Consider the following 13,898-nt stretch of genomic DNA (forward strand, 5'->3'; position numbering starts at 1 on the left):
GATCCACCAAGCAAAAGGGAACCTTCTGTGTTCAGCTTCAAGTCGCCGCGCCGCCGTACCGCCCGCACCGCTGCCGTCGGTGCTCTCGCCGCCGCGGCCTGCGTCACTGTCATGGCCGGCAGCGCCAGCGCCATCGTCAACGGGTCGGACTCCACCGAGAGCTACCCGTTCATGGCGACCATCCCGGAGTCGGCCCCGGAGCAGGGTCTGATCGACGGGAACTGCGGGGCGTCGCTGATCGATCCGCAGTGGGTGCTGACGGCGGCCCACTGCCTGAAGGTCGAGGGCATCAAGCTGGACGGCATCGTGCGGGTCGGCAGCGACCACCGCAAGTCCGGCGGCACCGTGCGGAAGATCGACCGGACCTTCGTCCACCCCGGCTACGTGAACGGCGACAACAAGGTCGCCAACAAGGACGACATCGCGCTGGTACGCCTGGACCGCCCGGTCGCCGAGCAACCCATCAAGATCGCCAAGCAGGCAGGAAAGCCCGGCACGCCGACCCGGCTCCTGGGCTTCGGCACCACCGTCGAAACCGAGTTCAAGTTCCCGGACCGGCTGCAGGAGCTGAACACCCGCAGGGGCGCCGAGTCAGAGTGCGCGCCCGGCTGGGCGGACCGGACCCGGCTGTGCACGATCACCACCGTGCCCAAGGCCATGGCGTGCCACGGGGACTCCGGCGGACCGCAGGTCCAAAAGGGCCGGGACGGCCGCTGGGAACTGATCGGCGTCACCTCCGGGCCCGGCGCCCCGAACGTGCCGTGCTCGCAGGGCCCCGGCCTCTACACCAGCGCGCCCGCCTACGCGGGCTGGATCAACAAGACCATGAAGACCAACAGCGCTCCGTCGACTGCGGCCAAGGGCGCCAACCTCGCCGAGACCAACAGCGCTTCGTCGGCTGCGGCCAAGGACGCCAACCTCGCCGAGACCGGCACGAACGACAACACCGCGGCGATTGCCGGCGTGGCCGCCGCGCTTGTCGTCGCCGGTGGCGGCACCGCCGTCGTGGTACGTCGCCGCAAGACCCGCCACGCCGCCTGAGCGAAACCGCCGCAGCCCAAAGGCGGCCCCCTCGCCACGGGCCGCCGCCCTTCGCCGCGTCCTGCACGGCCTGCGCCGGGTCGGCGGATTCAAGGGCCTGGCGGATGATCTCCACGTCCAGCGACAGCGGGACAGTCGAGCGAGGATCCCGGTGGCAACCTGTCGAGCCGGGTCGGTGAAGACCAGGCCGCGGAAGAGGGACCGCGGGCCCTGCGGCCATGCGGTGGCGGCCCGCGCCGGAGGGAGGCAGCACGGCGCAGACGTCGCCGACGGTGACCTCGCACCGGGTGGTTCTCCCGTCCTGTGCCCAGCGGGTCAGGGCCGGCGGCGCACTCGACAGGTGCAGGCGAATGGCCGACTCCGTGCGCGGACGGCGGCGCGGCACGAGGGTTCTGCCGTCCCGCACCACCTACAGCCCCACGCTCACCTGATGGGCCCCACTGGACTCCGAGGTCGTCGACCTCGGAGTCCAGTGGGGTGTCGAACGAAACGCGGGGGCCGACGCGTCGTGGTCGTGTGCAACCTGGATGTTGCCACCGTGCTGCTTGTGCTTGCCGGTCCACCACAGGTCCACGCCGGGTGTCGGCCCGGGGATGTGGCAGGCGTCAGCGTCCCGTCGACGAACCAGCGCAATACCACGACGTTCTGACGGAAGAGGGTGAGCAAGCGGGTCTTGCGGGTGCAGCGCCGACGGTGCCCGGCCTCCAGCAGGCGGGAAACGCACTCGACGGTGCTGCGTCGAAGGACAGGGTCGCGCGGCATGTGACGCTGCTCGGCGCTCCCTCTGCCGGACAGGCGTAAAGCCCCTGGTACGAACTGGTCTGCCGAGATCAAGTCCGGGTACCCGAGGCTTCACGAACCCCCCTCACGCAGCGTCGTGATCCGTAGATGTCAACAGCTCAGTGACACCCAGAGCTCGGTTCAGCTTGCGGCCCTCGCGTATGTCTCGGCGAGCTGCTCCCAGATGACGTCCGCGGGACTGTGCTTGGGCATATACCTGTTCGTCACGACGACGAGCGTCACCCCGCGCTCAAGATCGGTTGCGCCCTGCGCGCTGAACCCGGGGTAGCTGCCGCGATGGCCCTGCCATGTCCGGTCTCCCACGACAGCGCGCTCGGTGCCCATGCCATAGCTGCCGCCCGATTCACCACAACACGCTCAAGTACCGGCTGCGGCGAGCACGTGAGCTGTTCGTAGCGGAACGGCGCGTGTTCGCCGTACGGGTACCAGTTGGGGGTCAGCGTGACCTTGTCCAGCTTCTTGCCCGATTCGCTGGTGGTGGACGCGTCGTTGCCACCGCAGGCCGTGGCCGCCAGGACGAGGGGGGACGACACCGATCCGGAGTGGTGCGGGCGAGCACGGCGACGCCGCCGGTCGGGGTGTGACCGGCGGCGTCCCCGGGGAGCGCCCGGTGGATCGGGGGCGTACAGGCCCTACGGGTGGACGAGCACCTGGGACAGTGCCACGCGTCCGGTGCCAGACGTCACGATCTTCACCGTGCGGGTGCGGCTGTCCAGGTCCAGGACGGTCGGGCGCAGTGCCTTCCCGCTGACGTGGATCGTTCCGTCGTCCGTGACCACGTCGAAGTCGGCGGTCGTGGACGAGGAGTTGTTCCAGATCTCGATCTGGCGGATGTGCTGCTCACCGCCCAGGTCGACCTGCCACCAGGCGCCCGCCTGGGACAGCGTGCGGGTGTCCGTGTTGGTGTCGCCGTCCAGCGCGAGTGCCGCGCCCGCCGTGCCCTCGGTGGAGGACTGGGTGGCGGTGCCGGTGCGGGCCAGGTCGGTGCGCAGCTGCTCGACCGGACCGCCGTGGGCGCCCGCCCGGCGCGCGACGGCCAGCGCCTCGGCCGGCAGCCGGTCCAGGCCGGTGAGGTTGTCCGTCATGACCGAGCCGGTGCCGCCGAGGGCGGGCGCGGCGGTGTCGGTCCAGTTGCCGCGGGCGGTGTTCTGGATTCCGTAGTCCGCCCAGTTCGACACCCACTTGTAGCCGATGCGGGTGATGACGTTCTTCTCGACGAGGATGTGCGAGGACTGTTCGTCGAGGTAGATGCCGTTGCCGTCGCGCTCGGTGTTCCCGAAGGCGGAGCGGTTGATGTAGTTGCCGGAGACAACCGTGCCCGGCTGCGAGCCCTGGGTGTAGATCGCCCCGCCGTCGTGCTGCGCCTGAGCGACCTCCATGACGTGGGTGATCCGGTTGTCCGTCACCTTGTTGTCACGCAGCACGGACTTCTGCGACTCGGGCTGGTTCCAGCCCCAGCCGACCGAGATCCCGGAGTACGGGAGGTGGTCCAGGCTGTTGTGGTCGACGGTCAGCCCGGCCTCGTATCCGGCCCAGATGCCCACCGAGTCGGTGTACTCGGCTCCGGATCGGGTGATGGTGTTGTACGCGACGGTGTTCCGCTCCCCCGCGAGCGCCGCCGACGGCATGGGCTCGGTATCGCCGACGTAGACGGCGCCGGAGGACAGGTCGGTGAACGACGAGCGGGTCACGGAGCTGTCCTTGGTGCCCGCTTCGAGGATCGCGCCCGCCCCGCCGAGCCGGCTGAACCGGGCGTTGTCGATGCTGACGCGCTGTCCGCCGCGGACGGTCACCGCGGCGGACGGCTTGGTGTAGAAGCGGCCGGCGTGGTCGGCGGGGCCGGTGGCTCCGGTCAGGGTGAGGCCCGCCTGCATGCCCGCGTAGCCCTCGTCGGTCCCGGGCTGCCGGTACGCCGCATACGCGAAGCCGATCCCGCTGACGGTGACGTCATGGGCGCCGTCGACGACGAGCAGCTGTTCGGTGTGCGGGGTGACGGCCCGCGCGTGGCGCATGTTCTCGCCCTTGCGCGGCAGGTAGGTGACGGTGCGCTCCTTCGAGTTCCAGAAGAACTCGCCCGGCTGATCGAGGAGTTCGGGAGCGTTCTCGAAGAAGGCGACGCCGCTGTAGCGGGTGGAGTCGACCGTGGTGGAGTCCCAGGCGGGGCCGGTGCGGTTCGTCCCGCTGGCCGAGTTGGTCCAGCAGGGCTGGGCGAAGGTCATGACATCGCCGTTCACGGCCGTGATCCGGCAGTGGTAGTTGCGCCAGCGGATCCGGATGACGGCTTCGGCGTCGGTGGGGCGTTGCCAGTCGGCGATGCCAGTGGCGACCGCGCCGGTCATGCCGGTCTTCGTGGCGTCGCAGATGCTCGCCGCGCAGGCCTCGCCGCGGGCGCGGGTGGCGCGCCTGCCGTCGACGAAGAGCTGGCGCGGGGTGACGCCGGACGGGACCCCGGCGGTCCAGGTGCCGTCGGTGTTCTGCTGCCAGCCGGTGATGTCCTGTCCGCCGGAGAGGATGGGGCGGGCGCCGGGCGCCGCGCTCCAGGTGATGGTGTGGCCGGCCTTCCCGGAGTCGGCGGCGCCGAGCCTCAGAGGCTGGTCGAGCTGGTACGTGCCGTTCTTCAGGAGTACGCGGATGTCGTGGCCGGTCTCGGTGCGGGCCAGGTCGCGGGCGCCCTCGGGGGTGCAGGGGCGGGCGACCGTACAGGAGGTGCCGTGGCCGTCCGGGGCCGCGTACAGGGTGCGGGCGCCGGGCGCCGCCTGGGCGGCGGGGGCGACGAGCAGTGCGGCCAGGAAGGCGGCGGAGGCGGCAGCGGCGGTTCCTCGTACGACGTTCGGACAGTGGCGGTTCACGCGGTGGCCTTCCAGTCGGGGTGGCCGGGCATGGGCGGGTTCACGGCTCCGAAGAGCCAGTCGCGCAGGAACGGGTCGAGGGAGGCGTCTTCGGTGACGTCTACGGTGTGGCGGATGAAGGCCTCGCTGGTGTACGTGGAGTCCTTGAAGCGCTTCACCCACTCGCGCATGACCCGGTCGAACTTCCGCTGACCGATCCGGAGGCTGAGGGCGTACAGGACGAGGGCTCCGCCGTCGTAGATGTTGGTGCCGCCGAGCGCCTTGGGCAGTCCGGGCGGGCCGTCGGCGGCGCGGACCGCGTCGAGCTTCTCGTACGTCGCCTTCATCTTGTCCTCGAAGACCGACCAGCCGCGCTCCTCGCCGTACAGGCCGGCGTAGTACACGGCGGGGCCCTCGTTGAGCCAGGCCTGCTGCCAGTCGTTGGGGGTGACGGAGTCGCCGAACCACTGGTGGACCAGTTCGTGGACCATGGTGGTCTCGTAGCCGGGCTGGCCGTTGGCGTTGAGCTTGAACCAGTTGGTGGAGAACAGGGAGAGGGTCTGGTTCTCCAGGGCGTCGGTGTAGCCGTCGTAGACGTGCACGCCGTAGACGGAGAACGGGTAGCGGCCGAACTTGGCCTCCAGCCAGGCCAGATGGTCTGCGGTACGGGCGACGATCGGCCCGTACTTGTCCTCCTGGCCCTGGGGGACGATGTGGCGCAGCGGGAGTCCGCGGTGGCTGGTGCCGTAGAGGTAGGTGCCCTTGACGACGGCGATGCCGATGAGTTCGGTCGCCATGCGCTCGCGCAGGGCGAAGTGCCAGACGGTGGAGCCGTCGCTGCGCGGGGTCTTGTGGAGGAGCTCGCCGTTGGCGGCGGCGACATAGCCCTGCGGGGCGCTGATGTGGAAGGTCCACGTCGCCTTGTCGGACGGGGTGTCGTTGCAGGGCAGGAAGGTGTCGGCACGGGAGGACTGGGCGGCGGAGGCGAAGCCGCCGTCCGTGCCGAACTTCCACCCGGTCAGGCCGAGTCGGGGCGCCTTGCCGTTGCCCCGGTAGCGGACCTCGGCGGTGAACGCCTGGCCGTTGTGGAGCGGTCGGTCGGGCGTGACGGTGAGTTCCTGGCCGCTCCTGCCGGGCGCGAGCGCCCAGGTCGCGGGGCGGCCGGCGACGGTGACGGAGTCGATGGTGTGGCCGTCGGTGTCCAGGTTGAACGCGGAGAGGTCCTGGGTGGCCTTGGCGTTGATCCGCACCACGGCGGTGAAGTCGTAGGTGACCGGGGTGAAATCGAAGGTCAGGTCGTAGTGGACGACCTGGTAGCCGCCGTTGCCGAGGGTCGGGAAGAGCGGGTCGCCGACGCCGTCGGAGCCGGGCTTCGGGTCGAAGCCGTGCGGCTGTGCGAGGGCGGTCGAACCGAGTGCGGGTACGGCGACGGCTGCGGCGACCGCCGCACCGCCGAGCTTCAGGGCCGAGCGTCGCGTCGTCACTTGTTCCCCTTCTGGAACGCTTCCTCGAACTCGCCGCGGGCCTGCTCGCCGCCCTTGGCCAGGTAGTCCTTGACGAGCTGGTCGTAGGCTGACATGGGCTTGCGGCCGGCGATGATGTCCTTCAGCCCGTCGCCCTTCAGTGTGTTGAGGCTGCCGGTGCCCTTGGAGTCCCAGGTGGGCGAGGAGTACTGGAGCACCGGATCCGGCACCATCATCGGGATCATCTTGGTGAAGGCGTCGTGGACGTGCCGGACGCCCTGCTCCGAGTCGGCGCTGAAGATGGCCGGGACGGCGGAGGCGGTGAACTTCCAGGGCACGGTGACGTCCTGGGTGCCCTGCTTGGTGAGCGCCGGGTTGCCCTTGGCGTCGCGGGTGAAGTCCTTGCCCTCCACGCCGTAGTTGATGAGCGTGTACTCCTGGCTGCCGAACGGGGACGCGGCGAAGTCGGCGAGGGCCAGGATCTCCTTGACGCGGTCCCCGGACGCTTTCTTGATGTGGGTGTTCTGGAGCGAGACGTTGTCCATCCAGGCGACGGCGTCCTTGCCGACCGGCACGAACGGGCGCGGGTCGTACTTCTTGTCGATCGCCTTCATGGCGGCTACGTAGCCGACTCCGGGTGCCAGGTAGCTGGGCATGCCGTCGAGGACGTAGGCGCCCTTGCCGTTCTTGAACATGTCCGTGTACTGGGCCTTCTGCGCCCCGGACATCTGGAGGGTTCCCGGGTAGTAGCAGCCGGCCTTGTACAGCAGCCGGGCGGTCTCCACCGCCTTGCGGTACTCCGGGGTCTCCAGGTCCAGGGTGAACTTGCCGGTCTTCTCGTCCAGCCGCCAGCCACCGGGCGCGCCCGCGGACATGGCGAGCATGCCGGTGGCGCCCGCGATGATGGCGTACTGGTCCTTCTTGGGCCGGGTCAGTTCCTTGCAGACCTCGACGAGACGGTCGAGGTCGGTGATCTGGTCGAGGCTGGTGACACCGACCTCCTCGAACAGGTCGTGGCGGTAGAAGCCCGCGCCACCGGTGCCGGTCCTGGCGATCGGGATCCCGTAGAGCTTCCCGCCGAAGATCGCGGCCTGCCAGGCGGCCTTCGGGATCGCCGCCAGGTTCGGGTAGTCCTGGACCTTGTCACCGGCGAGGTACGGGGTCAGGTCGGCGCACTTGGCCTGGAGGAAGGCGGCCTTGTTGTCGACGCCTCCGGTCTCGGGGTACATGAAGATGTCGGGCAGGCTGTCGCTGGCGACCATGGTGGAGAACTTGGTGCCGTAGTCGTCGGCGGGTACGGCGGTGATGTTCACCGTGCCGCCGAGGAGCTTCTCGATCTCCTGCCAGGCGGCGTTGCCGCCGCGCGAGGGCGGCGGCGGGGAGAAGGTCTCCATCGTCGCGCTGATCGGCTTCGCCCCCTTGAGCGGGGTGCCCTTCGTGGCGCGCAGCGGCTTGGCCGGGTAGCTGAAGTAGCCCTGCGGAACGCCGGCCGCGGTGCCCGCCAGGTCGGGGTTGAGGCCGATGTTGCGGACCGCGGTGTTGGGCAGCAGCGAGGCGCTCTTGGCCTCGGCCTTGGCGGTCGTGCCGCCGTCGCCGCAGGCGGCGAGCAGCGGGGCGGCGGCCAGTCCCAGACCGACGCCCGCACCCATGCGGAACAGCGCTCTGCGGTTGATGGGGGTGGAGCTCGACACCTGAATCTCCTTGAGAGAGGGGAAGGAAGGAGTGGGGGGCGGTGGTTGCGCTCAGAGGCCGTCGGGCGGGCTCTCAGCCCTTGACGGCGCCGGTGAGCACGCCCTTGGTGAAGTAGCGCTGGAGGAACGGGTAGACGCAGAGGATCGGTACGACGGCGATCACCAGGACCGCCATCTGCACGGCCTGCTGCGGGGCGAGCACCTCGCCGGCGGAGGCGGCGTTCAGGCTCTGGCCCTGGAGCACGTAGGTGCGCAGCACCATCGGCAGCGGCCACTTGTCGGAGTCGTTGAGGTACAGGAGCGCGTTGAAGAAGGCGTTCCAGTACGTCACCGCGTAGAAGAGGCTGATCACCGCGAGGACGGCCTTGGACAGCGGCAGAACGATGCGCACCAGCACTCGGAAGTCGCCCGCGCCGTCGACCTTCGCCGCGTCGTACAGCTCCTCGGGCAGATTCATGAAGAAGGAGCGCAGGACGACCAGGTTGAACGCGCTGACCAGGGTGGGCATGACGAGCGCCGCGTAGGTGTCGTACAGGCCGAGTCCCTTGACCAGCAGGAAGTTCGGGATGATGCCCGCGTTGAAGAGCATCGTGAACAGGGCCGTCATCAGGATGAAGCGGGAGCCGGTGACGTCGCGGCGGGAGAGCCCGTACGCCATGCCGACGGTGACCAGGAGGCTGGCGAGGGTGCCGAGGACCGTGATGCCCACGGAGACGATCAGCGCCCGGGTGACGACTCCGCCGGTGAAGATGGTGCGGTAGGCGTCCAGGGTGGGGTGGTCCGGCCACACGACGAGGCCGGAGCTCTTGATGATGTCGGTCTGCGAGGCGAAGCTCGTGCCGATGACACCGACCAGCGGGTAGGCGACGGCGAGGACGACCACGACGATGGCTATCGCCTTGGCGGTCTGTCCGATGCGGGTCGGCCGTTCCATCCACGGGGGCCGGCCGTCGGACTTCCCGGCGGGTTCGGGGCGGGGCGCCGGGGCGGTGGATTCCGTTGTGGCGCGCGTCTTCTCAGCGGTCAGCACCGCGGTACACCCCTTCGTGGCCGAGTCGATGGGCGAACTTGTTCGCGCCCAGGACGAGTGCGGTGCCGATGACCGCCTTGACGAGTCCGACAGCGGCGGCTACGCCCCAGTCGTTGTCCTTGATGCCGTGGTAGTAGACGTAGGTGTCGAGGACCTCACCGGCGTCCGGGCCGACCGCGTCGCGCTGGAGCAGGATCTGCTCGAAGCCGACGGAGAGGATCTGCCCGAGGTTGAGGATCAGCAGCAGGATGAGTACGGGGGCGATGCCCGGCAGGGTCACGTGCCACAGGCGGCGACGCGGTCCGGCACCGTCGATGGCGGCGGCCTCGTACTGCTGCTTGTCGATGTTCAGCAGCGCGGCGAGGATGATGATCGTGCCCCAGCCGGCGTCCTTCCAGGCCACCTGAAGGGTCAGCAGCCAGGGGAAGGCGTCGGGGTCGCTCATCATGTCGTAGCGCGGCAGCCCCATTCCGCCCAGGACGTCGGGCAGGAGCCCCGCACCGCCCAGGATCTGCTGGAAGATCGAGACGATGATGACCCAGCCGATGAAGTGCGGCAGATAGACGACGCTCTGCACGAAGCGCCTGATCCGGTCGCTGGCGATGCTGTTGAGCAGCAGCGCCAGGGCGATCGGGATCGGGAAGAAGAACACCAGCTGGACGAGGGCGATCTCCAGGGTGTTGAACGTCGCGGACCAGAAGGCCGGCTCGCTGAACGCCGCGGAGAAGTTGGCGAACCCCACCCAGACGCTGTGCATGTAGCCGAGGTACGGCTGGTAGTCCTGGAACGCCACGACATAACCGAGCAGCGGTACGTAGTGGAAGACGATGAAGTACAGCAGGCCGGGCAGGGTGAGCAGCAGCATCACCCGGTCCCGCTTGATCCGCTGCCAGAGGCTCAGCCGGTGCTGTGCGACAACGGCCCCGGCAGCGGGCGGGGAGGGTGTTTCAGCCTTCTGCCGCCGCTCTTCCCGCGGCAACGGGGGTGCTGTTTCAGCCATGGTGCGTCCTGTTCGGCTGGGTGGCGCGTGGTGGGCCTTCTGGGGCCGCAAGTTAGTAAGCGGTTAACCCAAGCGTCAAGAGATCCAGGCAAATGTCGTTGAGTCGCGATGCCCGGGCGACTGAATCCAGCGTCCCTAACCTGCAAATATGCTCCCTATTTGGACAGTTGGAGCGAGCGGGAGCTTGACGGTCGGCCGCCACGCTCCTTAGCGTGCCGGTCATTCCATAGAACGCGATTACTGTCCGGAGGCAGGGTGCGAACCACCGAAGAGGCACCGGCGCATTCCGGTAGCGATGCCGCGGCACCGTCCCCGCGACGGCCGCGCACGCTCCTGGTCATGAGCCCCGGACTGCTGGACGACGTCTTTCCGCCACCGGTGCGGGCCCGTCTGGAGGAGACCGCCGAGCTGCTCAATCCGTCCGTGATCAGCGAGTTCGACTCCCCGGAGGCCTCGGCGGCGCTTCGCGGCGCGGAGGTCCTGCTCACCGGCTGGGGCTGCCCGCCCGTCGATGCCGCGCTGCTGGACCGGGCGCCCGCGCTGCGGGCCGTGATCCATGCGGCCGGCACGGTGAAAACTTTTCTGTCCCCGGTTGCGTTCGATCGCGGGATCGTCGTCTCGTCGGCCGCCGCCGCCAACGCCGTACCCGTCGCCGAGTACACCCTGGCGGCGATCATCATGGGCGCCAAGCGCGTCTTCCCGCTGGCCGGGCTCTTCCGCACCCGGCGCACCCACCGCACCGGCGCCGATCTCGACCGCCAGCACTGGCTCGGCACGCACGGGCTGACCATCGGCGTCGTCGGGGCCTCCCGGATCGGCCGGCGGGTCATCGAACTCCTGCGGGTCCTGGACGTGGAGGTGCTGCTCTACGACCCCTATGTGAGTGCGGCCGAGGCGGAACTGCTCGGCGTCACCCCGACCGACCTCGACACCCTGGTGGCGACCAGCGACGTGGTGACCGTCCACGCCCCCGACACCCTGGAGACCCGCGGGATCATCGATGCCCGCAGGATCAGCCTGATGCGCCCCGGCACCCTGCTCGTCAACACCTCGCGCGGCCCGCTGGTGGACACCGAGGCGCTGACCGGGCACCTGGTCAGCGGGCGGCTGGACGCGGTCCTCGACGTGACTTCGCCCGAGCCGCTGCCCGACGGCCACCCCCTGTGGGACCTGCCGAACGTCTTCCTCACCCCGCACATGGCCGGCGCCCAGGGCAACGAGGTCGGCCGACTGGGAGCACTCGCGGTCGACGAACTGGCCCGGTACGCGCACGGCACACCGTTCGACCACCCTGTGCAGCGGGCCGATCTGGGGAGGATCGCGTGAGCCCCTCCCTCGCACAGGCTCTAGGCTCGTCGTCACACAACAGCCACCAGGGGGTGAGCCGGATGCGCCGGCAGAGCACGGCCGGGGACGGACAACGGCGGGCGACGGTCACCGACGTCGCACGGCGCGCAGGCGTCTCGACGGCCACCGTCTCCCGCGTACTGAACCGCAACTACCCGGTCGCCGAGGCGACCCGGGAGCGGGTCGAGTCCGCGATGCGCGAGCTGGGCTATGTCGTCAACGCCCACGCCCGCGCCCTGGCCGGCGTCTCCAACCGCACCGTCGGGATCATCGTCAACGAGGTCATCGACCCGTTCTACGCGTACATCGCGCGCGGTGTGGAGCGGGAGGCCGCGCTCGGCGGACGGCTCTGCCTGGTCTGCTGCACCCAGGGCGACCCGCAGCGGGAGCTGGCCTTCATCGATCTGATGCACGAGCGCCGGGCGGACGCGGTGGTCGTGGTCGGCGGCTCCATCGCGGACCGCGGCTACACCAGCGAACTGGCCCGCAGGGCACGCGAGTTGGACGCGGGCGGATCGAAGCTGGTGCTGTGCGGCAGGCCGCCGCTGAGCGAGCAGGCCCCGACCGTCGCGGTCGAGTACGACAACGAGGGCGGCGCCTTCGCCATCACCGACCATCTGCTGATGCAGGGGCACGAACGGATCCTCTCCCTCGGTGGCCCGCCCAAGCTCTCCACCACCCGCGACCGGCTCGCCGGCCACCAGCGGGCGCTGCGGCTGCGCGGCATCGAACCGGACCCCGACCTGGTCCGGCCCGGCGCCTTCAGCCGTAACTTCGGCTACCGGATGATGGCCGAAGTACTGCGGGAAGGGCCCGACTTCACCGCTGTCTTCGCCGCCAACGACATGGTGGCGGCGGGCGCGGCCCAGGCGCTGGAAGAGGCCGGGATCCGGGTACCGAAGGACGTGTCCCTGGTGGGGTACGACGACATTCCGGTGGCGCAGGAGCTGCGACCGCGGCTGACCACCGTCCATGTCCCGCTGGAGGAGATGGGGCGCCAGGCGGTACGGCTCGCCGTGAACAGCGGGGACGAGGACGACTGGCGCGAACCCACCACGGGCGCGCTACGGCTCGGCACCCACATCGTGGTACGCGATTCCGTCGCGCCGAGGCCCGGCCGTTCCGCCGGAATGTGACCGGTTACTTCCCGCCTGTCCGCAGTTGGCCATAGAAAATAACAGTAACTTCTTGTCACCCCTTGCCTCCCCTTAGCAACCGCTTACATGCTGGCGCCGAGCAGCACCGTTCCGCACGCTTCCGCCCTCACTCGTTTCCGCAGGGAGTTCCGCATGCGCATGCCCACAGACCCCGCCGGCTCCGCCACCACCTCTTCCGTCGCCTCCTCCCCCGTCGGCCGGCGTTCCGTTCTCGCCGCGGCCGCCGCGGCCGGGGCGGCCCTCGCACTCGGCGCCGCGACCGGAACGGCTCGGGCCGCCACGTCCGCCACCGCCACGGAGCGGGCGGCCGGCCGGCCGGTCAACCTGACCCTGACCGCCCGGCCCGCCGCCGAGGCCGAGCGGCTGCGGCTCGGACAGGCCCTGCGCGGCTCGGAGTTCCAGCCCACCGGTCTGTACGTCCCGGCGGGCACCCCGATCTCCCTCACCGTCCAGCCGTACGACGATCTGCTGCCCACCCTCTGGATCGGCGCCTGGGACTACTACGGCGAGATCACCGCGCCGCGCAGCTATCCGCTGACCGCGGGGGCGAACACCGTCACGGACCCGCACGGCGGGCCGGTCTACCTCACCCTGACGGGCCGCGGCGAGCAGGCCGGTGTGCTGTTCCGCTCCGGTGCCGTACCCATGCCGGTCTTCACCCTGGGCCGCACCTCCGAGGCCGACTACCAGCAACAGCTGGACACTCTCACCATCTCGCCGTACGTCGAACTGCACGCGCCGAACACCATCATGACGCTCACTCGCGAGGGTGCGCTGCTGTACCGAGGCGAGGACCACGCCGCACTGCTCGGGCTGGTCGAGACGATCATCGACTCCCATGCCCGGATCAGCGGTCTGGACGGCTCGAAGCCGGTGCACCGGCGCAAGGCCGGGCCGTACCACTTCACCGAGGTCAGCAAGGTGCCCAGTGGTGTCGGCGCCTATGCCACCCATGGCTACAACGGCTTCCCGCGCGCCTACCTGGACCGGGCCACGACCGTGGAGGGGCTGCGGACCCGGGGTTGGGGGCTCTACCACGAACTCGGCCATCTCCACCAGCAGATGGCGTACAAGCCCGGCGGTCTGACCGAGGTCACGGTCAACATCTACTCGCTCGCCGCGCAACGCACCCTGAAGCAGCCGTCCAACCTTCTCACCGTCGACCCGAAGACGGGTCTCACCTACTTCGAGTCGGCGCGGCTGAAGTTCGGCACGGCCGGGCTGACGTACGAGAAGTCCTTCGGCGCGTACGAGAAGCTCGTCCCGCTGCGCCAGCTGGAGCTGGCGTTCGGCGAAGACTTCTGGCCCCGGATGCACAAGCTGGTCCGCGAGGAGAACCCGCAGTCCGACTACACCGAGAACGACAAGCGCTACCGGGCCCTCGCCACCTACTCCAGCCGTGTCGCGGGCTACGACCTCACCGACTTCTTCGTGAACACCTGGGCGTTCCCGATCGACGCCAAGGGCCGGGCCGAGCTGGCCGCACTGAACCTTCCGAAGCCGCCCGTCGACCCGTCCACGCTGGCCGACTGACCGTCGT

The 13,898-nt window shown here is 69.6% G+C and carries 10 protein-coding genes and 1 pseudogene; 4 read left to right on the forward strand and 7 right to left on the reverse strand.

Going from position 1 to position 13,898, the window contains the following annotated elements; all coding sequences use genetic code 11:
* Nucleotides 1-27 precede the first annotated feature (27 nt).
* The gene (locus ACIRJP_RS32070) at nucleotides 28-1,041 is read left to right on the forward strand and encodes a S1 family peptidase (protein ID WP_404181721.1); all 1,014 of its coding nucleotides are present in this window, start codon (nucleotides 28-30) and stop codon (nucleotides 1,039-1,041) included.
* A 520-nt stretch (nucleotides 1,042-1,561) separates the two neighbouring features.
* Here the strand turns inward: ACIRJP_RS32070 and ACIRJP_RS32075 are convergent.
* The 7 genes and pseudogenes from ACIRJP_RS32075 to ACIRJP_RS32105 all read right to left on the reverse strand — a co-directional run.
* A pseudogene (locus tag ACIRJP_RS32075) lies at nucleotides 1,562-1,785 on the reverse strand (hypothetical protein); the annotation flags it as partial.
* Between the two features lie 177 nt (nucleotides 1,786-1,962).
* Entirely contained in the window at nucleotides 1,963-2,145 is a 183-nt protein-coding gene (locus tag ACIRJP_RS32080) for a hypothetical protein (protein WP_404181724.1), read from the reverse strand.
* Nucleotides 2,146-2,474: 329 nt separating this feature from the next.
* On the reverse strand, nucleotides 2,475-4,691 hold the full coding sequence (locus tag ACIRJP_RS32085) for a right-handed parallel beta-helix repeat-containing protein (protein ID WP_404181727.1): 2,217 nt from the start codon (nucleotides 4,689-4,691) through the stop codon (nucleotides 2,475-2,477).
* Nucleotides 4,688-6,154 carry a M1 family metallopeptidase gene (locus ACIRJP_RS32090; protein ID WP_404181730.1) on the reverse strand — a complete coding sequence of 489 codons (1,467 nt, stop codon included), beginning with the start codon at nucleotides 6,152-6,154 and terminating at the stop codon, nucleotides 4,688-4,690. Before ACIRJP_RS32090 ends, ACIRJP_RS32085 begins: the two co-directional genes overlap by 4 nt.
* Complete coding sequence (locus ACIRJP_RS32095) at nucleotides 6,151-7,824, reverse strand: extracellular solute-binding protein (RefSeq protein WP_404181733.1); 1,674 nt, start codon at nucleotides 7,822-7,824, stop codon at nucleotides 6,151-6,153. Before ACIRJP_RS32095 ends, ACIRJP_RS32090 begins: the two co-directional genes overlap by 4 nt.
* 73 nt (nucleotides 7,825-7,897) lie before the next feature.
* On the reverse strand, nucleotides 7,898-8,758 hold the full coding sequence (locus ACIRJP_RS32100) for a carbohydrate ABC transporter permease (protein WP_404181782.1): 861 nt from the start codon (nucleotides 8,756-8,758) through the stop codon (nucleotides 7,898-7,900).
* Nucleotides 8,759-8,840: 82 nt separating this feature from the next.
* Nucleotides 8,841-9,854 (reverse strand): ABC transporter permease, encoded by a 1,014-nt coding sequence (locus tag ACIRJP_RS32105; protein WP_404181736.1) that lies wholly within the window; start codon nucleotides 9,852-9,854, stop codon nucleotides 8,841-8,843.
* Between the two features lie 339 nt (nucleotides 9,855-10,193).
* Between ACIRJP_RS32105 and ACIRJP_RS32110 the strand changes: the two genes are divergently transcribed.
* The 3 genes from ACIRJP_RS32110 (at nucleotide 10,194) to ACIRJP_RS32120 (ending at nucleotide 13,891) form a co-directional block, all read left to right on the forward strand.
* Nucleotides 10,194-11,180 (forward strand): hydroxyacid dehydrogenase, encoded by a 987-nt coding sequence (locus ACIRJP_RS32110; protein WP_404181739.1) that lies wholly within the window; start codon nucleotides 10,194-10,196, stop codon nucleotides 11,178-11,180.
* A 62-nt stretch (nucleotides 11,181-11,242) separates the two neighbouring features.
* Nucleotides 11,243-12,337, forward strand: coding sequence for a LacI family DNA-binding transcriptional regulator (locus ACIRJP_RS32115; protein ID WP_404181742.1), 1,095 nt, complete (start codon nucleotides 11,243-11,245; stop codon nucleotides 12,335-12,337).
* Nucleotides 12,338-12,490: 153 nt separating this feature from the next.
* The gene (locus tag ACIRJP_RS32120) at nucleotides 12,491-13,891 is read left to right on the forward strand and encodes a M60 family metallopeptidase (RefSeq protein ID WP_404181745.1); all 1,401 of its coding nucleotides are present in this window, start codon (nucleotides 12,491-12,493) and stop codon (nucleotides 13,889-13,891) included.
* The last annotated feature ends 7 nt before the right edge of the window (nucleotides 13,892-13,898 follow it).

The sequence above is a fragment of the Streptomyces sp. NPDC102437 genome (assembly GCF_044765565.1).
Lineage (GTDB): Bacteria > Actinomycetota > Actinomycetes > Streptomycetales > Streptomycetaceae > Streptomyces.